25 protein-coding genes and 1 tRNA gene are annotated in these 22,636 nt (G+C 63.6%); 16 read left to right on the top strand and 10 right to left on the bottom strand.

Going from position 1 to position 22,636, the window contains the following annotated elements; translation table 11 throughout:
• The first annotated feature begins 55 nt into the window (after positions 1 to 55).
• The 6 genes from D0Y60_RS04920 (at position 56) to D0Y60_RS04895 (ending at position 5,930) form a co-directional block, all read left to right on the top strand.
• Entirely contained in the window at positions 56 to 865 is an 810-nt protein-coding gene (locus D0Y60_RS04920) for a transporter substrate-binding domain-containing protein (RefSeq protein WP_117367405.1), read from the top strand.
• A gap of 69 nt (positions 866 to 934) precedes the next feature.
• Entirely contained in the window at positions 935 to 1,600 is a 666-nt protein-coding gene (locus D0Y60_RS04915; RefSeq protein WP_117367403.1) for an amino acid ABC transporter permease, read from the top strand.
• A gap of 13 nt (positions 1,601 to 1,613) precedes the next feature.
• Complete coding sequence (locus D0Y60_RS04910; protein WP_117367401.1) at positions 1,614 to 2,264, top strand: amino acid ABC transporter permease; 651 nt, start codon at positions 1,614 to 1,616, stop codon at positions 2,262 to 2,264.
• Complete coding sequence (locus D0Y60_RS04905; protein WP_117367399.1) at positions 2,257 to 2,979, top strand: amino acid ABC transporter ATP-binding protein; 723 nt, start codon at positions 2,257 to 2,259, stop codon at positions 2,977 to 2,979. Before D0Y60_RS04910 ends, D0Y60_RS04905 begins: the two co-directional genes overlap by 8 nt.
• Before the next feature lie 7 nt (positions 2,980 to 2,986).
• The gene (locus D0Y60_RS04900; RefSeq protein WP_117367397.1) at positions 2,987 to 4,237 is read left to right on the top strand and encodes an FAD-dependent oxidoreductase; all 1,251 of its coding nucleotides are present in this window, start codon (positions 2,987 to 2,989) and stop codon (positions 4,235 to 4,237) included.
• A 10-nt stretch (positions 4,238 to 4,247) separates the two neighbouring features.
• Complete coding sequence (locus tag D0Y60_RS04895) at positions 4,248 to 5,930, top strand: aconitase X (RefSeq protein ID WP_117367395.1); 1,683 nt, start codon at positions 4,248 to 4,250, stop codon at positions 5,928 to 5,930.
• A gap of 4 nt (positions 5,931 to 5,934) precedes the next feature.
• Here D0Y60_RS04895 and D0Y60_RS04890 read toward each other — a convergent pair whose 3' ends face one another.
• Positions 5,935 to 7,104: a nucleotide sugar dehydrogenase gene (locus D0Y60_RS04890; RefSeq protein ID WP_117367393.1), complete on the bottom strand. Its 1,170-nt coding sequence runs from the start codon at positions 7,102 to 7,104 to the stop codon at positions 5,935 to 5,937.
• Positions 7,105 to 7,208: 104 nt separating this feature from the next.
• Positions 7,209 to 7,298 (bottom strand) — tRNA-Ser (locus D0Y60_RS04885).
• 231 nt (positions 7,299 to 7,529) lie between these two features.
• On the opposite strand from D0Y60_RS04885, the gene D0Y60_RS04880 reads away from it, so the two are divergent.
• The 3 genes from D0Y60_RS04880 to D0Y60_RS04870 all read left to right on the top strand — a co-directional run bounded on the left by D0Y60_RS04880 (position 7,530) and on the right by D0Y60_RS04870 (position 9,804).
• Entirely contained in the window at positions 7,530 to 7,847 is a 318-nt protein-coding gene (locus tag D0Y60_RS04880; RefSeq protein ID WP_245409094.1) for a hypothetical protein, read from the top strand.
• A gap of 83 nt (positions 7,848 to 7,930) precedes the next feature.
• Positions 7,931 to 8,581: a peptide-methionine (S)-S-oxide reductase MsrA gene (msrA, locus tag D0Y60_RS04875; RefSeq protein ID WP_117367391.1), complete on the top strand. Its 651-nt coding sequence runs from the start codon at positions 7,931 to 7,933 to the stop codon at positions 8,579 to 8,581.
• Between the two features lie 230 nt (positions 8,582 to 8,811).
• On the top strand, positions 8,812 to 9,804 hold the full coding sequence (locus tag D0Y60_RS04870) for a BMP family ABC transporter substrate-binding protein (RefSeq protein ID WP_117367389.1): 993 nt from the start codon (positions 8,812 to 8,814) through the stop codon (positions 9,802 to 9,804).
• Between the two features lie 95 nt (positions 9,805 to 9,899).
• On the opposite strand, the gene D0Y60_RS04865 is transcribed toward D0Y60_RS04870, so the two are convergent.
• Positions 9,900 to 10,115, bottom strand: a complete 216-nt coding sequence (locus D0Y60_RS04865) for a SlyX family protein (protein ID WP_117368372.1) — start codon at positions 10,113 to 10,115, stop codon at positions 9,900 to 9,902.
• Between the two features lie 166 nt (positions 10,116 to 10,281).
• Between D0Y60_RS04865 and D0Y60_RS04860 the strand changes: the two genes are divergently transcribed.
• From D0Y60_RS04860 to deoA, 7 genes are read left to right on the top strand one after another with little or no spacing between them, the layout of a single operon-like run.
• Positions 10,282 to 11,817, top strand: coding sequence for an ABC transporter ATP-binding protein (locus tag D0Y60_RS04860; protein ID WP_117367387.1), 1,536 nt, complete (start codon positions 10,282 to 10,284; stop codon positions 11,815 to 11,817).
• Positions 11,814 to 12,947, top strand: coding sequence for an ABC transporter permease (locus tag D0Y60_RS04855; protein ID WP_117367385.1), 1,134 nt, complete (start codon positions 11,814 to 11,816; stop codon positions 12,945 to 12,947). Before D0Y60_RS04860 ends, D0Y60_RS04855 begins: the two co-directional genes overlap by 4 nt.
• Before the next feature lie 3 nt (positions 12,948 to 12,950).
• Entirely contained in the window at positions 12,951 to 13,922 is a 972-nt protein-coding gene (locus tag D0Y60_RS04850; RefSeq protein ID WP_117367383.1) for an ABC transporter permease, read from the top strand.
• Positions 13,923 to 13,925: 3 nt separating this feature from the next.
• A complete protein-coding gene (locus tag D0Y60_RS04845; RefSeq protein WP_117367381.1) occupies positions 13,926 to 14,318 on the top strand; it encodes a cytidine deaminase in 393 nt (130 codons plus the stop codon).
• A complete protein-coding gene (locus tag D0Y60_RS04840) occupies positions 14,315 to 15,127 on the top strand; it encodes a purine-nucleoside phosphorylase (RefSeq protein ID WP_117367379.1) in 813 nt (270 codons plus the stop codon). Before D0Y60_RS04845 ends, D0Y60_RS04840 begins: the two co-directional genes overlap by 4 nt.
• Positions 15,120 to 15,881 carry a deoxyribose-phosphate aldolase gene (gene deoC / locus D0Y60_RS04835; protein WP_117367377.1) on the top strand — a complete coding sequence of 254 codons (762 nt, stop codon included), beginning with the start codon at positions 15,120 to 15,122 and terminating at the stop codon, positions 15,879 to 15,881. The genes D0Y60_RS04840 and deoC overlap by 8 nt, the downstream gene beginning before the upstream one ends.
• A 3-nt stretch (positions 15,882 to 15,884) precedes the next feature.
• On the top strand, positions 15,885 to 17,198 hold the full coding sequence (gene deoA / locus D0Y60_RS04830; RefSeq protein ID WP_117367375.1) for a thymidine phosphorylase: 1,314 nt from the start codon (positions 15,885 to 15,887) through the stop codon (positions 17,196 to 17,198).
• Here deoA and D0Y60_RS04825 read toward each other — a convergent pair.
• From D0Y60_RS04825 to D0Y60_RS04795, 7 genes are all read right to left on the bottom strand, one after another.
• Positions 17,188 to 17,727, bottom strand: a complete 540-nt coding sequence (locus D0Y60_RS04825; protein WP_117367373.1) for a TIGR02281 family clan AA aspartic protease — start codon at positions 17,725 to 17,727, stop codon at positions 17,188 to 17,190. The two genes, deoA and D0Y60_RS04825, sit on opposite strands and share 11 nt — an antisense overlap.
• A 125-nt stretch (positions 17,728 to 17,852) precedes the next feature.
• Positions 17,853 to 18,482 (bottom strand): uracil phosphoribosyltransferase, encoded by a 630-nt coding sequence (upp, locus tag D0Y60_RS04820; RefSeq protein ID WP_117367370.1) that lies wholly within the window; start codon positions 18,480 to 18,482, stop codon positions 17,853 to 17,855.
• A gap of 108 nt (positions 18,483 to 18,590) precedes the next feature.
• Positions 18,591 to 19,559, bottom strand: a complete 969-nt coding sequence (locus D0Y60_RS04815; protein WP_117367368.1) for an adenosine deaminase — start codon at positions 19,557 to 19,559, stop codon at positions 18,591 to 18,593.
• Positions 19,556 to 20,785: a phosphopentomutase gene (locus D0Y60_RS04810; RefSeq protein ID WP_117367366.1), complete on the bottom strand. Its 1,230-nt coding sequence runs from the start codon at positions 20,783 to 20,785 to the stop codon at positions 19,556 to 19,558. Before D0Y60_RS04810 ends, D0Y60_RS04815 begins: the two co-directional genes overlap by 4 nt.
• 110 nt (positions 20,786 to 20,895) lie before the next feature.
• A complete protein-coding gene (locus tag D0Y60_RS04805; protein WP_117367364.1) occupies positions 20,896 to 21,504 on the bottom strand; it encodes a TadE/TadG family type IV pilus assembly protein in 609 nt (202 codons plus the stop codon).
• Between the two features lie 2 nt (positions 21,505 to 21,506).
• On the bottom strand, positions 21,507 to 22,076 hold the full coding sequence (locus tag D0Y60_RS04800) for a TadE/TadG family type IV pilus assembly protein (protein ID WP_245409093.1): 570 nt from the start codon (positions 22,074 to 22,076) through the stop codon (positions 21,507 to 21,509).
• A gap of 162 nt (positions 22,077 to 22,238) precedes the next feature.
• Positions 22,239 to 22,583, bottom strand: a complete 345-nt coding sequence (locus D0Y60_RS04795; protein ID WP_117367360.1) for a pilus assembly protein N-terminal domain-containing protein — start codon at positions 22,581 to 22,583, stop codon at positions 22,239 to 22,241.
• Positions 22,584 to 22,636 lie beyond the last annotated feature (53 nt).

Genomic DNA, 22,636 nt, shown 5'->3' with positions numbered 1-22,636 from the left:
GCGCAGGACGGACCTCGCCCTAGTGAATCGTCCAGACCAATCCAGGGAGAGAGTAATGAAGAAGACCTCGGTCCTCGCCTTCGGCCTCGTGGCCGCCACCGCCCTCACCAGCCCGGCCAAGGCCGATAAGCTGGACGACATCATTTCCTCCGGCACGCTGCGCTGCGCCGTCGTTCTCGACTTCCCGCCGATGGGCGCACGCGACGAAGCCAACAACCCGATCGGCTTCGACGTCGACTATTGCAACGATCTCGCCAAAGCGCTCGGCGTCACCGCCGAAATCGTCGAAACGCCCTTCCCGGAACGTATCCCGGCGCTGATGTCCGGCCGCGTCGATGTCGGCGTCGCCTCGACCTCCGACACGCTGGAGCGCGCCAAGACCGTCGGCATGTCGATCCCCTACTTCGCCTTCGAAATGGCCGTCACGGCCAATGACAAGTCTGGCGTCAAGTCCTTCGAGGACATGAAGGGCAAGACGGTCGGCGCCACCGCCGGCACGTTCGAGGCCATCGCGCTCGAAAAGACCATGAAGGAATTCGGCGCCGGTGAATTCCGTCCGTACCAGACCCAGGCCGACGTCTTCCTGGCGCTGAGCCAGGGCCAGATCGACGCCACGGTTTCGACCTCGACGGTTGCCCAGGCCACCGTCAAGAGCGGCAAGTTCCCCGGCATCTCCGTCGTCGGCAAGGCGCCCTACGACATCGACTATGTCGCGCTCTTCACCAACCGCGAAGAATACGGCCTGATCAACTACCTGAACCTTTTCGTGAACCAGCAGGTCCGCACCGGCCGCTACAAGGAACTCTATGAAAAGTGGGTCGGCGGTGACCTTCCGTCGCTTTCGGTCGACGGCGTTTATCGCTAATCTGCCGTTTTGAAGGCGGCGCGGGAGCCTCTTCCGCGCCGCTCATCGTTTCCGAAGGGTGAGACGGCAATGTTCAGTTACAATTTCCATTGGAATCAGGCGTTCAAGGCCCTGCCGCAGATGCTGGACGGTGCATTGGTCACGCTCCAGATCGCCCTGCTCTCCATGGCTATCGGCCTTGTCGTCGCGCTCGCGCTGACGCTCTTCCGGCTGTCCGGCAACCGCATCCTCAACGGCTTTGCCACCGTCTGGGTCGAGATCGCGCGCAACACGCCGGCGCTCTTCCAGATCTACATGGCGCATTTCGGCCTTGGCAGCTTCGGCATCCACCTCAGCCCCTACACGGCGCTGCTGGTCGGCATCGCCTTCAACAATGCCGGCTATCTCGCGGAGAATTTCCGCGGCGCGCTGAAGGCCATTCCGGAAACGCAGACCCGCGCCGGCCGCTCGCTCGGCATGACGCCGCTTCAGGCCTTCCGTTACATCGTCATGCCGCAGATGCTGCGCATCGCCTTCCTGCCGGCCACCAACCAGATGGTCTGGGCGATTCTGATGACCTCGCTCGGCGTCACCGTCGGCATGAACACGGATCTCGCCGGCGTCACCCAGGCGCTGAACGCGGTGTCCTTCCGGACCTTCGAATTCTTCGCGCTCGCGGCCGTCATCTACTACGTGATCGCTAAGGCCGTGACGCTCGCCGCACGCCTCGCCGCCACACGCATGTTCCGTTACTGAGAGAGGGTAAACCATGTTCGATACCGCTCTCACGCTTGCCGACCTCGGCTTCCTCGCGCAAGGCGCCGTTATGACGCTGGCGGTCACGGCCGTCTCCGTGCTGGCCGGCACCATTCTCGGTGTCGTCTTCGGCGTACTGCGCAACCAGCTCGGCACCTATTGGTCGCTACCGATTACCTTCCTGCTCGACATCTTCCGCTCCGTGCCGCTGCTCATCCAGCTCGTGCTCGGCAATGCGTTGCAGTCGATCATGAAGCTCGGCTGGGCGCCGTTCACAACCTCCTGCGTGGTGCTGTCGCTCTATACGGCCGCCTACTGCACCGAAATCGTACGCGGCGGCATCTCCGCCGTGCCCGCCACGACGCGTCGCGCGGCCCGCTCGCTCGGCATGACCTGGTGGCAGGACATGCGCTACATCGTGGCGCCGCTTGCCACCCGCGTCTCGCTGCCCGCCTGGATCGGCCTGACGCTCGGCGTCATGAAGGATTCGGCGCTGGTGCTCTGGCTCGGCCTCATCGAGCTCCTGCGCGCCTCGCAGATCCTCGTCACGCGCCTGCAGGAACCGCTGTTCATTCTGCTGATCTGCGGCGCCATCTACTTCATCATCAGCTTCCCCATAGCCCGGCTTGGCGGCTATCTCGAAAAACGGTGGTCCAATGATTGAGATCGAAAACGTCCGCAAGTCCTTCGGCCAGCTCGAAGTTCTCAAGGGGATCAACCTCACCGTCCAGAAGGGCGAAGTGCTGACCATTATCGGCGGCTCGGGCTCGGGCAAGTCGACGCTGCTCACCTGCATCAACGGTCTGGAGACCATCGATGCCGGCCGCATCGTCGTCGACGGCACCGACGTCCATGCCAAGGGCACGGACCTCAACAAGCTGCGCCGCAAGCTCGGCATCGTGTTCCAGCAGTTCAACGCCTTCCCGCACCTGACCGTGCTGGAAAACGTCATGCTGGCGCCGGTTAAGGTGCTGGGCCAGTCGAAGGCCGAAGCCGAGGCGATGGCCGTCAAGCAGCTCACCCATGTCGGCCTCGGCGACAAGCTGAAGGTCTATCCGAGCCGCATGTCGGGCGGCCAGCAGCAGCGCATGGCGATTGCCCGCGCGCTCGCCATGTCGCCGGCCTATATGCTGTTCGACGAGGTGACCTCGGCACTCGATCCGCAGCTCGTCGGCGAAGTGCTCGACACGCTGCGCATGCTCGCCTCCGAAGGCATGACGATGATCTGCGTCACGCACGAAATGAAGTTCGCCCGCGAAGTCTCCGACCGCGTCGCCTTCTTCCACAAGGGTGTCATGGCCGAGATCGCGCCACCGGAAGAGCTGTTCGGCGCCCCGAAGGATCCCGAACTGAAGACTTTCCTCGCCGCAACGCATTGAGACCGTGATGAACACAGAGATTCAGCCCGGCGTCGTCATCATCGGCGCCGGCGTCGTCGGCCTGTCGGCAGCCATCGCCGCTCAGGCACGCGGCCTCACAGTCACCGTTCTGGAGCGCGATGCCCCCGCGGCTGGGGCTTCTGCCGGGAATGCCGGTGCCTTCGCCTTTACCGACATCCTGCCGCTCGCCTCGCCCGGCATCCTGAAGAAGGCGCCGAAATGGCTGCTCGACCCCCTCGGGCCACTCAGCGTTCCGCCGTCCTATGCGATCAAGATCGCACCCTGGATGTTTCGCTTCTGGCGCGCCTGCTCGGCCAGCCGCGTCGCCCATTCCACTGCGGCGCAGACTGCGCTCATGGACCTCTCCAAGGCCGAGCTGGAACCGTTCCTCGCCCAGACCGATACGCTTGGCATGCTTCGCAAGGAAGGCAACCTGCAGGTCTATGAAAGCCAGGCCGAGCTCAACGCCTCGCTGCCCGGCTGGAAGGCCCGCGAGCAGCATGGCGTCGAATTCCATCATCTCGATGCCGACGCGATGGCCGCGATCCAGCCCGGCCTTGCGCCGCGCTTCACGCACGGCACGTTTACGCCCGGCTGGTACTCCATCGCGGATCCCAAACTCTACACGCTGGCGCTGGCCGATCATTTCCGCGCCAGGGGCGGCACGATCGAGCGTATCGAAGTTTCCAGCCTGCACCCGATCGAGGGCGGCGTGGAAATCCGCACGGCGGACGGCCGTACGCTGCGGGCGCAAAAGGTCGTGCTGTCGGCCGGCGCTTTCTCGCACCAGGTCGCCAGCTCGCTTGGTGAAACCATTCCGCTCGAAACCGAGCGTGGCTACAACACGACGCTCCCCATCGACGCCTTCGACCTGCGCACGCAGGTAACCTTCGGCGGCCATGGCTTCGTCGTGACCCGGCTTTCGACCGGCATCCGCGTTGGCGGCGCGGTGGAGCTTGGCGGACTGAAGCTACCGCCGAACTTCCGCCGGTCGGAAGCCATGCTGGAGAAGGCGCGCGCCTTCCTGCCGGGCCTGAAGCCTCAGGGCGGCGTGCAGTGGATGGGCTTCCGCCCGTCGCTGCCCGACAGCCTGCCGGCGATCGGTCGCGCCCGCGCCACGCCCAAGGTCATCTATGCCTTCGGTCACGGTCATCTCGGCCTCACGCAATCCGCCGGCACCGCCCGTCTCGTCGCCGATCTCCTGACAGACCGGCCGACCGCCATCGACATCGCATCCTTCTCGCCGCAACGTTTCTAGGAACCGTCCCATGACAGCGCTCTCCGCCCGCAGCATTCTTGCCGGAACAGCCTCCGGTCCGATCATCGCCGCGGGCGAGGCGCTGAGCTTCTGGGGCGGCGTCGATCCGGCCACCGGCCGCGTCATCGACGTGCACCATCCGTTGCATGGCAAGACGATCACCGGCGGCATTCTGATGATGCCGTCGAGCCGTGGCTCCTGCACCGGCTCCGGCGTGCTGCTCGATCTGGCGCTGACCGGCCGCGCACCGGCCGCCCTTGTTTTCAGTGAGGCAGAGGACGTGCTGACGCTCGGCGCGCTGATCGCCGCGGAAATGTTCGGCAAGTCGCTGCCTGTGCTGCGCCTCTCGCATGCGGCCTATGACGCGCTCTGTCGTGCCAAGACGGCGAGGATCAGCGAAACAGCCATTGAAGCCGACGGCCTCGTCATCCCTGTCTCGCCGCCGGCCACGTCGGCCCTCGAGCTCACCGAAAACGACCGCGCCATGCTCGAAGGACGCGACGGCATCGCCGTGCAACTGGCATTGCGCATCACCGTTGCGATGGCGGCACAGCAGGGCGCCGAAAAGCTCATCGACGTCGTGCAGGGCCACATCGACGGCTGCATCTATGCGAGCCCCGCCAACCTGACCTTCGCGGAAAAGATGGCCGATATGGGCGCCAAAGTGCGCGTGCCGACCACGATGAACGCCATCTCCGTCGACCGTGCAAACTGGGAAAAGCAGGGCGTACCGCACGATTTCGGTGACCCGGCCGCTCGCCTCGCCGACTCCTATGTGCGCATGGGCTGTCGCCCGACGTTCACCTGTTCGCCTTACCTGCTCGACAGTGCGCCGAAGACGGGTGAGGCCATCGCCTGGGCCGAATCCAACGCCGTGATCTTCGCCAACACGGTGCTCGGCGCCCGCACGGCCAAGCACCCCGACTTCCTCGATCTCTGCATCGCGCTGACCGGCCGTGCGCCCCTCTCCGGCGTCTATCTCGACGAGCACCGCAAGGCCAAGCGCGTCATAGACGTCGAATTGCCGGAGAATGTCGACGACGCCTTCTGGCCGATCGTCGGCTATCTTGCCGGCCGCGCGGCACCTGACCGTATTCCCCTGTTGCGCGGGCTTGCCGCTGCCAGACCGACGCAGGACGACCTCAAGGCGCTCTGCGCCGCCTTCGGCACCACCTCGGCCGCGCCCATGCTGCATATCGAAGGCGTGACGCCGGAAGCCGACGGCATCGCCGCCGACACTGCCGACCACACGACCATGACGCGCGCCGACATGATCGATGTCTGGACTATGTTCAACGACGGCCCCGCCGAGGTCGAACTCATCGCCATCGGCAGCCCGCATGCCTCGGCCTCCGAATGCCGGGCACTGGCCGATGCATTGGGTGACCGCAAGCGCCATCCCGACGTCACCGTCATCGTGACAGCCGGCCGCGACGTCATAGCGGAATCCGGCGATGTCCTGACCCGGCTCCGGGCAAGCGGCGTGCAGGTCCTGCCTGATCTCTGCTGGTGCTCGATCTCGGAACCGGTCTTCCCGACCAAGACGCGGGCACTCATCACCAATTCCGGCAAATATGCCCATTACGGTCCGGGCCTCTCCGGCCGCACCGTGCGTTTCGGCAATCTCGCCGACTGCATCGAGGCGGCGCTGACCGGCCGTGTGTCGCCACGTCTGCCGGCCTGGCTCGCCTGACGCCTCAGTCCCGCTCGAAAACGTCGCGCGTGTAAACCTTGTCCCTCACGTCATCGAGCTCAGCGGAAAGGCGATTGGCGACGATGAGGTCGGCGCGGCGCTTGAACTCGTCGAGATCGCGTACGATCTCGGAACGGAAGAACGTGTCGTCCTCGAAATCCGGTTCGTAGATGATGACCGGAATGCCCTTGGCCTTGATGCGCTTCATAATGCCCTGAATGGAGGATTCGCGGAAATTGTCCGAATCCTTCTTCATTGCAAGCCGGTAGATGCCAACCACGTCAGGATTCCGCGCGACGATGTCGAGCGCCAGAAAATCCTTACGCGTCGTGTTGGCATCGACGATGGCCCGGATGAGGTTCTGCGGCACTTCGGAGAAATTGGACAGAAGCTGCTTGGTGTCCTTGGGCAGGCAATAGCCGCCATAACCGAAGGACGGGTTATTGTAGTGTTTGCCGATGCGCGGATCGAGCCCGACGCCTTCGATGATCTGGCGCGTGTCGATGCCATGCGTCATCGCGTAGGAATCGAGTTCGTTGAAATAGGCGACGCGCATGGCGAGATAGGTATTGGCGAACAGCTTGATCGCCTCCGCCTCGCCCGACCCGGTGAAGAGCAGTGGCACGTCGTCCTTCACCGCACCCTGCTGCAGCAAACTCGCAAAGAGCCGCGCCTCCGGCGTATCCGCCCCCATGACGATGCGCGACGGGTACAGGTTGTCATGCAGCGCCTTGCCCTCGCGCAGGAATTCCGGCGAGAAGACGATGCGCGCGTCACCGCGCTCGTCGCGCAGCGCCTGGGTATAGCCGACAGGTACGGTGGACTTGATGACGATCGTGGCATGCGGATTGATCGCACGAGCCTCGTCTATGACTGCCTCGACGCTCTTCGTGTCAAAGTAATTGTATTGCGGATCGTAGTTGGTCGGCGTCGCGACCAGGATGAAATCGGCGTTGGAAAAAGCCTCAGCCTTGTCGGTCGTCGCCTTCAGCCGGAGCGATTTCGTCGCAAGATAGTCCTCGATCTCGGCATCGACGATGGGCGAAAAGCGCTGATTGACCTTCTCGACCCGTTCCGCGGAAATGTCATAGGCGATGACATCATTGTGCTGGGCAAGCAGCACCGCATTGGAAAGCCCGACATAGCCGATACCGGCAACCGCAATCGCAACCATGAAAATCCCGTCGGCAAAGCCATTGAAACAAATGCTGCGGGCACGGCAAGAGCCACGTCCGGCGTCAATTCAGCAAAGATTACAGGAGGAGGGTTACAAAAGAATGGCGGACAGAGAGGGATTCGAACCCTCGATAGAGTTTCCCCTATACACGCGTTCCAGGCGTGCGCCTTCAACCACTCGGCCACCTGTCCGTCCGCTCGCTGCCGATGGTTGGTCCGGCGCGGGTCGCTTTCCTGTTTCCATTCCGGCGAGACGGCGCGATATATACCGAGGTTTGGCGCGCAATCAACCGCTTTCTGACAGTTTTTTGAAGGATATGCCGCATCGCGGCGAAGGATTGCGCAAGGCCGCCCGTCTTCCTATCTATAGGCAGCAATGAAGCGGAGCGGAATTCGGCTCCCAGGGGCACCGGGAGGGTGCGCATGATACGGTTTGTCCTGAAGGCCATCAGTCTCTTTGCCCTCGTCGTCGCGGTCATGGCCGGCACGATCGATGCCATCCAGTCGGTCTCTGCCTCCGAGCCGGTGCTGACCCCGCTCGCCGTCGCATGGAGCACGGCAAGCCCGGATACGATCGCGCTCGTCGCCGACGGCATCATGCGCAAGTTCCCCTATGCATGGGATCCGGCAGCGCTCTGGGTGCTGTCGCAACCGGCCTTTGCCGTGCTGCTCGCCGTATCCTTGTTTTTCTGGGTGATCGCCTACCGGCGCCCGCCCATCGCGGGCCGCTTCACCGCCTGACAAAACTTATCCCCGCGCAATTCCGGACGCAAAACCGCTTCACACTTTTGCTGGAATTGCTTTAACCGGCCAGGAGGCCATCCATGTTCCTGATCGATATGTTCAACAAGAAGACCGTCATGCCCGCGCCGGACGCCGCCCTTCCCGGCCGTGACCAGCCGATCCCGACCTCGGAAACCCATTTCGTCAACGGCAATCCGCTGAAAGGCCCCTATCCGCAAGGTTTCAAGACTGTGCTGCTCGGCATGGGCTGCTTCTGGGGCGCCGAGCGGCTCCTGTGGAAAATTCCGGGTGTCTTCGTGACGGCGGCCGGCTATTCCGGCGGCTTCACGCCCAACCCAACCTATCACGAGACGACGACGGGCCTGACCGGCCATACCGAAGTGGTGCTCGTCGTCTACGATCCCGCCACGGTGACGCTCGAAGCGCTGTTGAAGGCCTTCTTCGAGGCGCATGATCCGACACAGGGCATGCGCCAGGGCAACGACATCGGCACGACCTACCGCTCGGCGGTCTATCTCGACGACGAGGGCGACCTTGCGACGGCGCGGCGGGTGCGCGACGCCTATCAGGCCGCCCTCTCCGCTGCCGGGCGCACCGACCGCATCACGACGGAGATCGCCAAGGCCGGGCCGTTCTACTTCGCCGAGGACGTGCACCAGCAGTATCTCGCCAAGAATCCCGGCGGCTATTGCGGCCTGCGCGGCACGGGCGTGGCCTGCGCCATCGGCTGAAGAGGCTTGAAAATTCGGGGAAATCCGCGCCGTCGCGAACAGGGTTTTATCTTCCTGTTGGCGGCGGCTTGTATTTTTTACCATCTGAAAAATTTCTGGTGAATTTTTCCCGGCGCCGTGCAAGGATGCCGCCAGCCTGACCCAAGGGAACGGGTCGGTGGCTCCGCCGCGCGCCCATCCAGCGCCGCGCGGAAGGTCCCTATAAGATCAATAGCGAACAGGGCTGCACAATGAAAAAAACCCTTCTCACCCTTCTTGCCACGGCCGCCATGTCGGCGACGGCTTTTGCCGCCGATATCAAGCCGGCGATCATCTATGACCTCGGCGGCAAGTTCGATAAGTCGTTCAACGAAGCAGCCTATAACGGCGCGGAAAAGTTCAAGACCGAGACCGGCATCGAGTACCGCGAATTCGAAATCGCCAACGACGCCCAGCGCGAACAGGCCCTGCGCCGCTTCGCCGGCGACGGCAACAACCCGATCGTGATGGCCGGCTTCTCCTGGGCAGCGCAGCTCGAGAAGGTCGCCGCCGAATATCCCGACACCAAGTTCGCCATCATCGACATGGTCGTCGACAAGCCGAACGTTCGCTCGGTCGTCTTCAAGGAAGAGGAAGGCGGCTGGCTCGCGGGCATTCTCGCCGGCATGGCGTCCAAGTCGAAGACCGTCTCCTTCGTCGGCGGCATGGACATCCCGCTCATCCACAAGTTCGCCTGCGGCTACATCGGCGGCGTGAAGTCGCTCGGCGCCGACTACAAGGTGCTCGAAGCCTATACGGGCACGACGCCGGACGCCTGGAACGACCCGGTCAAGGGGGGTGAAATCGCGAAGTCGCAGTTCGACCAGGGCTCGGACGTGGTCTATCACGCTGCCGGCGGCACGGGTGTCGGCGTTCTCCAGGCTGCGGCCGACGCCGGCAAGCTCGGCATCGGCGTCGATTCCAACCAGAACGGCCTGCACCCGGGCAAGGTGCTGACCTCGATGGTCAAGCGCGTCGATGTCGCCGTGTACGACGCGTTCATGACCGCCAAGGACGATGCATTCAAGCCCGGCATCAACGTGCTCGGCCTGAAGGAAAACGGCGTCGACGTCGCCATGGACGACAACAACGCACCGCTGATCACCCCGGAAATGAAGGCCGCCATCGACAAGGCGCGCGCCGACATCATCGCCGGCACGGTAAAGGTCCACGACTATATGACGGACGAGACCTGCCCTTACTAAGCGGCATCGACGGCCCGTTTGCTTGGAAAGCAGACGGGCCGATTCCGTTTTCGGGCTTTCCCCTTTGTCGAACGATCCGCTGCGGCGCTGTTGGCTCAGTAATGCGGCGGGCGGGTGATGGCCGGGGCTTCGCGAGACCCTTCTTCCAGCATCAGAAACCGCTCCCTCAGCCGGTCGAGCTTCGTCCGGACCTGCTCGACCACACGCCACTGCTCGGCGAGCTGGTCGGAGAGTTCCTCGATCGTAACGGCCTGATGGGCGACATGCTCTTCCAGGCGGGCAATGCGCTCGGCGTCGGTCTCTTCAGGCAGATCGGTCATGGCTGTCCTCGTCGCTTCGTGCGGCAGGCCCGACCTATAGCGGCGGAGCTCCCGGCCCGCAATCGGGCTGGACAAGTGCTGCGGAAGCAACAAGACTACGACCCGGCAGGCCGAAAAACGGCCCGCTGGCCCTAAATCCCCGTAAGAGTGGATCGTCATGAGCGAACTGGCAATCGAACTGAAGGGCATCGACAAGAGCTTCGGCCTCGTCCACGCCAACCGGAACATCAACCTGAAGGTCCGCAAAGGCACCATTCACGGTATCATCGGCGAAAACGGCGCCGGCAAATCTACCCTCATGTCGATCCTCTACGGCTTCTACCAGGCCGACCACGGCGACATCCTGATCAACGGGCAAAAGGTCAATATCCGCGATCCCAATGCGGCGATCGCCGCCGGCATCGGCATGGTGCACCAGCACTTTATGCTGGTCGAAAATTTTACCGTGCTTGAGAACATCATGCTCGGCGCAGAGGAAAGCCAGATTCTGAACGCCGGCATCACTAAGGCGCGCGCCGAGCTGAAGCGGCTCGAAAAGGAATATGCGCTGGAAGTCGATCCGGACGCCGTGATCGAGGAACTGCCCGTCGGTATCCAGCAGCGCGTCGAAATCCTGAAGGCGCTCTATCGCAAGGCCGATATCCTCATTCTCGACGAGCCGACGGGCGTGTTGACACCGGCTGAGGCCGATCACCTGTTCCGCATTCTCGGCCAGCTGAAGGACCAGGGCAAAACCGTTCTGCTTATCACCCACAAGCTGCGCGAGATCATGGCGATCACCGACGAGGTCTCCGTCATGCGCCGCGGCGAGATGGTGGCGACGCGCACGACGAGCGAAACCTCCGTCGAGGAACTGGCCGAGCTGATGGTCGGCCGCCGGGTATTGCTACGCGTCGAAAAGGGCGAAGCCAAGCCCGCCGACGTCAAGCTTTCGGTCAAGAACCTCACGGTGCGCGACAGCCGCGGCGTGACCATGGTGGACGACGTGTCCTTTGACCTCAGGGCCGGCGAGATCGTCGGCATTGCCGGTGTCGCCGGTAATGGCCAGTCGGAGCTGCTCGAAGCGATTTCCGGTATCCGCCGCGCCAAGTCCGGCATGGTGCTGCTCAATGGCCGCCCCGTCGATGTGACCGGCAATGCCGACCCGGCGGAGCTGCGCAAATGCGGCCTCGCCCATGTGCCCGAAGACCGCCACCATGTCGGCCTGGTCCTGAAATTCGAGGAGAGCGAGAACGCCATCCTCGGCTATCACGACGATCCGAAATACCGGAAGGGTTTCACCCTCGACATCGACGCCATCAGGGCCGAGGCCGAGGAGAAGATCGCGGCCTACGACATCCGCCCGCCGAACCCGCGGCTGAAGACCGCCAATTTCTCCGGCGGCAACCAGCAGAAGATCGTCCTGGCGCGCGAGATGGAACGCAATCCCGACGTGCTGATCATCGGCCAGCCGACGCGCGGCGTCGATGTCGGCGCCATCGAATTCATCCACCGGCGCATCATCGAGATGCGCGACCAGGGCAAGGCGGTGCTGCTCGTTTCCGTCGAACTCGACGAGATCAGGGCGCTCTCCGACCGTATTCTCGTGATGTTTGCCGGCCGCGTCGTCGGCGAGCGCGCCCCGGACGCCACCGAAGGTGAACTTGGTCTGCTGATGGCCGGTGTGGAAGGCCCGAAGGAGGCCGCGGAATGAGTGTTCCCTATGCAAAACTGCCGGCCTGGGCCGAATATGGCCTGATCCCGCTGGTCAACCTCGCCGTCGCCTTCCTGATTTCCGGCCTCGTCGTGCTGATCGTCGGCGAAAGCCCGTTGGAAGCCGCCTATCACATGATCAACGGCGCCTTCGGCCGGGGCGAATATATCGGCTTCACGCTCTACTACACGACGACCTTCATCTTCACCGGCCTTGCGGTGGCCGTCGCCTTCCATGCCGGCCTTTTCAACATCGGCGGCGAGGGCCAGGCCTATGTCGGCGGCATAGGCGTGGCGCTCGCCTGCCTGGCGCTCGATCGGACGCTACCCTGGTATCTCGTCTTCCCGATCGCCATTGTCGGCGCTGCCTTCTTCGGCGCGCTCTGGGCGATGATCCCCGGCTGGCTGCAGGCCAAGCGCGGCAGCCATATCGTCATCACGACGATCATGTTCAACTTCATTGCCGCCAGCCTGATGAACTACCTGCTCAACAAGGTGTTCAAGCCGCTCGGCTCGATGTCGCTGGAAACCCGCACCTTTGATGCCGGCGGCCAGCTGCCCAAGCTCGACTGGCTCATGTCGATCTTCGGCCTTTCCGTCGGCAATGCACCCTTCAACATCTCCTTCCTGCTGGCGCTCGTCGCCGCTTTCGGCGTCTGGGTGCTGATCTGGCGCACCAAGCTCGGCTACGAGATGCGCACGATGGGCCACAGCCCCGCCGCCGCACGCTATGCCGGCATCAAGGAAGCCAAGATCATCGTCATCACCATGATGATCTCGGGCGGTCTCGCCGGCATGATGGCGCTGAACCCGATCATGGGCGAGCAGTTCCGCATGCAGCTGGAATTCGTGCAGGGCGCAGGCTTCGTCGGCATCGCCGTGGCGCTGATGGGCCGCTCGCATCCGGCCGGCATCATTCCCGCCGCACTGCTGTTCGGCATGCTCTATCAGGGCGGCGCGGAAATCTCCTTCGAGATGCCCTCCATCTCGCGCGACATGATCGTCATCATCCAGGGTCTGGTGATCCTCTTTGCCGGCGCGCTCGAACACATGTTCCGCCCCGCCATCACCCGTCTCGTCATCGGTCTTTCGCCGAAGGCGCGCGACGTTGCCGCCACCAAGGGAGCCTGATCCATGGATTTCTTTCAGGTCTTCATCGAACTCGCGCAATCGACCGTCCGCGTCTCGACCCCGCTGATCCTCGCCGCCCTTGCCGGCCTTTTCACCGAACGGGCCGGCGTCTTCGACATCGGTCTCGAGGGCAAGATGCTGGGCGCTGCCTTCGCCGCCGGCTGCGTCGCCTACATCACCCAGTCGGTCTATATGGGCCTGCTGGCCGCGATCGTCGTCTCCGTGCTGCTATCGCTGGTGCATGGCTATGCCTCGATCACCCAGCGCGGCAGCCAGATCGTCTCGGGCGTCGCCATCAACTTCGTGGTCGCCGGCTCCACCGTCATTCTCGGCGAAGCCTGGTTCAAGCAGGGCGGCCGCACGCCGGCTCTGTCGGAAGACGGCCGCTTCGGCACGATCCATTTGCCCTTTGCCGATGCCCTGCGCGACGTGCCGATCCTCGGTCCAATCTATTCCGGCCTGCTGTCGGGTCATTCGCCGCTGACCTATCTCGCCTTCCTGATGGTGCCGGCGAGCTGGTGGATCCTCTACCGCACGCGCTTCGGCCTGCGCCTTCGCGCCGTCGGTGAAAATCCGGGCGCGGTCGATACCGCCGGCATCTCGGTGATCTGGCTGCGCTACCGCGCCGTCATCTGCTGCGGCATTCTCTGCGGCATCGCGGGCGCCTATCTCTCGCTTTCAGCCGGCGCCGGTTTCACCAAGGGCATGACGGCGGGAAAGGGCTATATCGCGCTCGCCGCCCTCATCTTCGCCAAATGGCGGCCGAAGAACATTCTCTTCGCCTGCCTGCTCTTCGGTTTCCTCGATGCCTTCGCCATCCGCTACCAGGGCTTTGCCTTCCCGCTGATCGGCAAAGTGCCGGTCCAGCTGATGCAGGCCCTGCCCTATATCCTCACCGTGATCCTGCTAGCAGGCTTCATCGGTAAGGCCATTCCGCCGAAGGCCGGCGGCGTGCCCTACGTCAAGGAGCGATAAACGATGTCCCACGATCTCTTCGAGGCGGCGCGCGCGGCGATGGCCTTTGCGCATGCGCCCTACTCCAAATTCCCTGTCGGCGCGGCGATCCGCGCCGAGGACGGAAAAATCTATGCCGGCGCCAATATCGAAAACCTGTCCTTTCCGCAGGGCTGGTGCGCCGAACCGACCGCGATCAGCCACATGATCATGGCCGGCAACAAGAAGATCGTCGAAATGGCTGTCATCGCCGAAAAGCTGCCGCTCTGCCCGCCCTGCGGCGGCTGCCGGCAGAAGATCGCCGAATTTGCCACCGCCAAGACGCCGATCTATCTGTGCGACGAGACCGGCGTGAAGAAGACCATGACCATGGACGAACTTCTGCCGCACAGCTTCGCGACGGATATCCTCGGATGAGCGTTCAGACCACGGACTTCCTGATCTCCCGCCTCGCCGGTGTGCTGCCGCGCTACGGCATCGTGCTCGGCTCCGGCCTGGGCTCCCTTGTGGAGGCCGTGCAGAACCCGCTGCGTATTCCCTATGCCGATCTGCCAAGCTTTCCGGTCAGCTCTGTCTCGGGCCATGCCGGCGAACTCGTCATCGGCTATCTCGGCGCGGTGCCCGTCATCATGCTGTCCGGCCGCGTGCACTACTATGAGAGCGGCGATGCGAACGCGATGCGCGCGCCGATCGAGGTGCTGAAGGGGCTTGGCGTGACATCGCTGATCCTCACCAACTCGGCTGGCTCCCTGCGCGAGGACATGCCGCCCGGCTCGGTGATGCGCATTTCCGACCACATCAATTTTTCCGGCACCAATCCGCTGATCGGGCTGGACAGCGACGACCGCTTCGTCGGCATGACCAATGCCTATGATGCGGAGCTTGCCGCACGCATGGAAGCGGCTGCCCAGAAACTCGAGATCCCGCTGTCGTCGGGCGTCTATATGTGGTTCTCCGGCCCGAGCTTCGAGACGCCGGCGGAAATCCGCATGGCGCGGGTCTTCGGCGCGGATGCCGTGGGCATGTCGACCGTGCCGGAAGTGCTGATCGCCCGCCATCTCGGCCTGAAGGTCGCGGCCGCCTCCGTCATCACCAATTTCGGCGCCGGCATGACGGGCGGCGAACTCAGCCATCATGAAACCAAGGACATGGCCCCGATCGGCGGAAAGCGGCTTGCCGCCATCCTCGCCGAAATGATCGCGGGCGGAGGCAACGACCATGCTTAAGGACACCGCGCAGAAGGCGCTCTCGCTGCTCGACCTGACCGACCTCACCGACACGTGCGACGCCGCGGCCATCGAAAAGCTCTGCGCGCAGGCCCAGACGCCCTTCGGCACGACCGCCGCCATCTGCATCTGGCCGCGATTCGTCGCGCAGGCCCGCAGCATCCTCGGCAAGGGCCATGCGGTGAAGATCGCGACCGTCGTCAACTTCCCCGCCGGCGACCTGACGGTTGCCGAAGTGATTGCCGAAACGAAACAGGCGATCGCCGACGGCGCCGATGAGATCGACCTCGTCATTCCCTACCGCGATTTCATCGCCGGCGACGAAGGCGCCGTGACGGAGATGGTCGAAGCCGTCAAGGCTGCCTGCGCGCCGCCCGTCCGTCTCAAGACCATTCTTGAAACCGGCGAACTCAAGGACCCCGCACTGATCCGCGAGGCCGCAGACCTTGCGATTGCCGCCGGCACGGATTTCATCAAGACCTCGACCGGCAAGGTTTCCGTCAACGCCACGCTGCCGGCCGCCGAGATCATGCTGAATGCCATCAAGGCCAGCGGCAAGCCTGTCGGCTTCAAGCCGGCCGGCGGGGTGCGCACGGTGGGCGATGCCGCCGACTATCTCGCGCTCGCCGCCAAGATCCTCGGCGAGGGCCGGGCTACGCCCAAAACCTTCCGCTTCGGCGCCTCGGGCCTGCTCGGCGATATCCTCTCCGTGCTCGGCGGCCAGGCCGCGCCGTCTGCGCCCGCGAGCTACTGACCAATGCTGCCGCAGGAGACGATCCTCCGCAAGCGCAGCGGCGAGCCCCTCACCCGTGAGGAGATCGCCCGCTTCATCGCCGGCGTGACGGATGGCAGCGTCTCCGAAGGCCAGGTGGCGGCCCTTGCCATGGCTATCTGGTTCAATGGCATGGCGCGCGACGAGACGGTGGCGCTGACGCTTGCCATGCGCGATTCCGGCGATGTGCTCGACTGGTCGGATATCGACCGGCCGATCGCCGATAAACATTCGACCGGCGGCGTGGGTGACAATGTCTCGCTGATGCTGGCGCCGGTCGCGGCGGCCTGCGGCCTTGCCGTGCCGATGATCTCGGGGCGTGGCCTCGGCCATACCGGCGGCACGCTGGACAAGCTGGAATCCATCCCCGGCTATACGATCATGCCCTCGGCCGAACTCTTCCGCCGCACGGTGAAGGATGTCGGCTGCGCGATCATCGGCCAGACCACCGCACTCGCCCCCGCCGACAAGCGCATCTATGCGATCCGCGACGTGACGGCGACGGTCGATTCCGTGCCGCTGATCACCGCCTCCATTCTCTCCAAGAAACTCGCCGCCGGTCTGCAATCCCTCGTGCTGGATGTGAAGGTCGGCAACGGCGCCTTCATGACGGATGCGGCGGAGGCCGAGACGCTTGCCCGCTCGCTGGTCGAGGTGGCGAACGGTGCGGGGGTGACAACCTCCGCCCTCATCACCGACATGAACCAGCCGCTGGCCGACGCCGCCGGCAATGCCGTCGAGATCGCCAATTGCATCGCCTTCCTGAAGGGCGAAAAGGCCGGCTCGCGGCTGGAACGCGTCGTGCTCTCTTTCGCAGCCGAGATGCTGGTGGTGTCGGGTTTGGAACCAAACAAACCGGCTGCCGAAATGCAGGCGGCACAGGCCCTTTCCAGCGGTGCGGCTGCCGAGGTTTTCGGCCGCATGGTGCACGCGCTCGGCGGCCCCGCCGATATTGTCGAGAGATCGGGAACCTATCTCCAGCCGGCACCGGTCATTCGCTCGGTCATAGCCGCGCAGGCCGGGTATCTCAGCGCCTGCGATACGCGCGGCGTCGGCCTTGCCGTCATCGAGCTTGGCGGCGGGCGCAGTCGGCAGGACGATGCAATCGACCATCGCGTCGGCTTCGACCGACTTCTACCGCTTGGTAGCAAGGTGGAAAAGGGTGACGAGATCGGCCGCGTGCATGCCGCCCATGCGGACGATGCAGCACGGGCGACGGAGCGGCTTGCGGCGCTCTACGCAATTGCGCCGGAGGCTCCAGCCTTGTCGCCGGATATCCTGACGCGCATCAGCGCGTGAGATGCAGGCGGCCGTCCTCGACCTTGTAGGAGGCGAGGCCCTTCAAAAAGCTCATGCCGATCAGCGTGCCCGACAGGGCCTTGTCGTCCATCACCATGGCGCCGACATTCTCGACCTTGATCGGCCCGATCTCGACCTTGTCGAGCTTGACATAGGCCGCGCGCGCCCGGCCGTTGGCCGTATCCACGGCATAGCGGAAATTGAGGCTGGCCTTGTCGATGCCGAGCCGCTGAGCGGTCGTGACATTGAGCGCGATCATGCTGGCGCCCGTATCGACGAGGCCCTCTTCCTTGCGGCCATTGATGGAGAACAGGCCTGTGAAATGGCCATTGGCATCGGCGTCGATCACGGCGCTGCGATTGCCCGTGTAGCGCGCGGCATCCTGGCCCGCCGGCACGGAAGCCTTTTCGACCGTCGCTTCCGGCGTCTTGCTGTTCGTTCCCTCGAGATAGCGGGTCGCAACACCGGGCACGACGGTGGCGGCAACGACAACGGAGCCGACGAGAAAAACGAGGCTGCGAACGAACATGGACAAATCTCCGGAAGGATTTGTCCCGAAATAACACGCCTCCGGCTAACGGACGGCAAAAGGGGCGCTCGACGGAGCCCCTCTCCACGATCTTCGCTTCGCTTGGTGAACAGCCGGTTAACGGCTCACTTCGTGCCGTACATGCGGTCGCCGGCATCGCCGAGGCCGGGCACGATATAGCCCTTCTCGTTGAGCTGGCGATCAATGGAGGCCGTATAGACCGGCACGTCCGGATGATGCGCGCGGAAACTCTTGATGCCCTCAGGGGCGGCCAGCAGGCAGAGGAAGCGGATGTTCGTCGCGCCGCGGCTCTTCAGCGTGTCGATCGCGGCGATCGCCGAATTGCCGGTCGCCAGCATCGGATCGACGACGATGACGAGGCGTTCGTCAATGCTGTCGGGCGCCTTGAAGAAGTATTCGACGGCCTCCAGCGTCTCGTGATCGCGGTAAACGCCGATATGCGAGACGCGGGCGGACGGCACCAGCTCCAGCATGCCTTCGAGCAGGCCGTTGCCGGCGCGCAGGATCGAGGCGAAAACCAGCTTCTTGCCTTCGAGAACAGGCGCGTCGATCTCCTCGAGCGGCGTCTTGATGCGCGCGGTCGTCAGCTCAAGATCGCGCGTGACTTCGTAGCAAAGCAGCGTGGAGATTTCACGCAGCAGGCGGCGGAAACTGCCGGTGGACGTCTCCTCCTTGCGCATGATGGTCAGCTTGTGCTGCACGAGCGGGTGATTGATGACTGTAACGCCGTCCATGGCCAACCTTCCGAAAGTAAGTAAGTGCGTACTTCTTCCACGGAACGGCCGGGACCTGCAAGAGAAGACAGCCGGCCGCGGGCAACATCCCCACAGTCGGCTTGTGTCTCAGAGCTTGGCCAGCAGTTTCTGCCGCGTCGGCTCGTCGACGAAAGCCGCCTCGATGGCGGTGCGCGTCATGCCGAGGATGTCGGCGTCGCTGAAGCCCATCACGGTCGAGGCAACCTCGTATTCACGGGCAAGCGAGGTATGGAAGAACGGCGGATCATCGGAATTGAGCGTGACGCGCACGCCGGCCGCGTGGAGCGCGCGCAACGGATGGCTCTCGAAATCCTTGAAAACGCTCAATGCCACATTCGAACCGGGGCAGACTTCCAGCACCGTGCCCTCATCCGCCAGACGTTTCACGAGATCGGCATCCTCGATGGCGCGCACGCCGTGGCTGATGCGCGACGGCCTGACATGATCGAGCGCATCGCGCACGCTGAAGGCGCCGGAGAGTTCGCCGGCATGAATGGTGATGCCGAGGCCGGCATCGCGCGCAATGTCGAAGGCGCGGGTGAAATCGGCGACGCGATGCATGCGCTCCTCGCCCGCAAGATTGAAGCCCGTGATCAGCGGATGCGGCCGGCGCGCGGCATATTCCGCCGCCTTCACCACCCGCTCGGGGCCGAAATGGCGGATACCGACAACCAACAGGCGCGTCTCGATGCCGGTCTTTGCCTTGGCGCGCTCGGCGCCCTCGGCAAGCCCGCGCATATAGGCATCCGCGCCGATGCCCACGGCATCGCCCTGGTCGGGCGAGGCGATCAGCTCGCTGTAGATGGCGCCGGCCTCGGCGATCTCGGTCAGATAGGTCTCGGCGAGCAGCGCATAATCCTCCTCCGTGCGGAAGAGATTGGCGGTCGCGTCGTAGCTCTGCACGAAGCTGGTGAAATCCTGCCAGGAATATTGGCCGTCCTTAATGAAGGAGGACGTGTCGATGCCGTAGCGTTTCGCCTGGGCGACAGCGAGCGCCGGCGAGGTCGCGCCTTCGATATGGCAGTGCAGCTCAGCCTTGGGAATGGTCTTCGTCACAAGAAGCTCCTTCCGTGCGGGCCGGGCGCGATGCCGAGATGGCGAGCAACGGTTTCGCCGATATCGGCGAAGGTCGTGCGGGTTTCGATGAGGCGCGAGCGCAGGCCCGGCCCGAAGCTCAGGATCGGCACGCGCTCGCGCGTGTGGTCCGTGCCGCGCCAGGTCGGATCGCAACCGTGGTCGGCGGTGAGGATGACGATATCGCCCGGCTTCAGCTTGCGGTCCACCTCCGGCAGGCGCCGGTCGAAGGCTTCGAGCGCCGCGGCATAGCCAGCGACATCGCGGCGGTGGCCGTAGAGCATGTCGAAATCGACGAAATTGGTGAAGACGAGATCGCCGTCCTTGGCCTCATCCATGACGCTAAGCGTCGCGTCGAACAGCGCCATATTGCCGTTCGCCTTGGTGAGCGTGCCGATACCCTGATGCGCGAAGATATCGCCGATCTTGCCGACGGCATGCACCGTGCGGCCAGCCTCCGTCAGCCGGTCGAGCAAGGTCGGTTCCGGCGGCAGCACGGAATAGTCGCGCCGGTTACCGGTGCGCTCGAAGGTCTCGGGCGTCTCGCCGATGAAAGGCCGCGCGATCACGCGGCCGATGCGCCCGCCCGGGCGCTCATCGAGGATTTTTCGCACGGTCTCGCAGAAGGAAAGCAGGCAGTCGAGGCCGAACGTGCCTTCATGCGCGGCGATCTGGAAGACGCTGTCGGAGGAGGTGTAGCAGATCGGCTTGCCGCTGCGTCTGTGCTCCTGTCCGTGCCGGGCGATGATATCCGTGCCGGAAGCGTGGCAATTGCCGAGAATGCCGGGCACCTTGCCGGCGGCGCAGATCGCTTCCACCAACTCGGGTTCGAAGGCGTCGCCTTCCGACGGGAAATAGCCCCAGTCGAAGGAGACGGGCGTGCCGGCGATCTCCCAATGGCCCGACGGCGTGTCCTTGCCGTTCGAGACCTCGCTCGCCGCTCCGTGATAGCCGAAGACGCGCGGCGGCACGTCCATGCCCTCGGGAAAACGGCCGGTCGCCGCGCGGGCGGCATGCAGCAGGCCGAGCGCCGACATGTTGGGCAGCTTCAGCGGGCCCTGCCTCAGGCCCGGCCTGTCGGCAACGCCGGCCGCGCAGAATTCCGCGATATGGCCGAGCGTATCCGCACCGAGATCGCCGAAGGCCGCCGCATCCGGTCCACCACCGATGCCAAAACTGTCGAGAACGAAGAGAAAGGCTCGCGCCATCTATCACCTGCCGTCTGTCCGCATTCCCTCTCGGAGCGACGGGAATGAACCGGAAGACATGGCACGGGCGGCAAGAGGGGTTCAAGAAAAAATCGCGCGATGATCCGTCGTCAGCAGTCGGCGCATGTAATCTTTTCGCCGCTACGCTGGCGGAAATAGCTCGTCTTGGAAAGATTGATCTGATTGAAGGAAGAGGCAAGGCTGGGCATCATCGAGAGCAATTTGTAAGGCACGGTCAGTTCCGTGCGCACGATGAAAGTGCTCTTGGCCTCCAGCGTCGAAGGCAGCGTCACGACCAGGCCGGTTGCATAGGGCTGCTGTGCATTCTGGTCCCGGGACCAGGCAACCGTCGCCTTACCATCCGCAGCAACAGCAATGCCGGTAATCTTCAGCGAATAACCGTCCTCAGAGAAGGGTGCGATCACGGTCTTCGTGACCGTCTTCATCGTATCGAGCGTCGCCTTGTTCGTGCTCTGGTTCTGCGTGAGAAGGTCGGACACCGTCGCAGAAGCGCGGTTGACCTTGCGCGAAACGGTCACGGCAACGGAAATCTCGAAAGCGCAGACATAGAACATGATCAGCAGCGGAGCGGCGATCGCAAACTCGATGGCGCCGACCCCGCGGCGATCCGTGATCAGGCGGCGCAATTGACATATCACGCCCCCCTTGACCGGCTTTTCGTTGCGGATGACATCCCTACACAAGACCAGACTTCCCATCTCTAGTAAGCCTCGTTCTGGATCACGACGCTCGCGACCATCAGATAGTTCTGCCGCGAGCCGTCCGCTGACCTGATGTTCGAGAGAAAGGGACGAACGAGGTCCGTGACGATATCCCATCGATAATAGGCTCTGACGATGTTGATCGACTTGCTGCCGCCGGGTGCGAACTTGAAATCGTTGATGTTCAGATCCGTACCGCTATATGGGATCGTTTTCGGGATATCCGTGAACTTCGCGAAGGTGCGCACGTCGATATAGAGCTTGTCCGGCGTCTCTAGTTCGTTGGCCGAGCAGGTCATCAGTAGCGCGATCTCGTCGCAAAAAAGTTTGCGAAACTGAGCCGGCGTCTTATCCGTGCCGGCCTTGCCGAGCTTGTAGGTAATTTCGCCGGTGCGGATCTTGCGGGCCATCGTCTCCGTGGCATTGGCGAGGAGTTGCTCGGCCGAGAAAGCAATGAACGTCTCGATAGAGGCAATGACGATCAGGAAGAACGGCAAACTGAGCACCGCGAATTCGATCGCCGTCGCACCGTCGCGCCGAACGAGGAAGCGACGGAACAGGTCTTTCATCGACCGCCATCGAGTGTCTGTCGTATGATCGAGCATCATCGCGATCCATTCCCATATGCTGGATGGGAAGAGACTAGACCGCCGATCCTTTATTTTTCGTGTGTACGCATGCGAGGAATTGAACGGTTTCCCGCTTCTGGCCAACCGAAGCGGCACACCCCGTCAGCCGCCCGTCTGATCGCTGCTGGCATGCTCTTCGCAATTGGGTGTGCAGGAAAGTACGGACCGCTCCGTCTGACGGAAAACGCGCACGGTGTTGCCTTCATCGATCGATACCAGAATCCGTTCATCGACAATTGCGTTGCCATCGGCGTCGAGCAGAACAATGTTGGTGGTGCCGAAGCTGCGGCCCGTCAGCACGATCGTCTTGGCATCGGCCACCGTCGCATCAGCCACCTTGGCATTGCCAACGATCACCTTGCTGACCGGCCGATCCAAGCGGAGGACGCGCGCATGATCCATGTAGACGCGCATGAAGGGCTCCTCCGCGACGGCCGCACCGGCCATCGGCAGCACAATACAAGCGCCCGTCACAAGCCTTCCGGCCCTCGCGGCAAAGT

Origin of the sequence: Shinella sp. WSJ-2 (assembly GCF_003432075.1) — a bacterium.
Lineage (GTDB): Bacteria > Pseudomonadota > Alphaproteobacteria > Rhizobiales > Rhizobiaceae > Shinella.
This window is presented reverse-complemented; position numbering and strand designations above follow the sequence as displayed.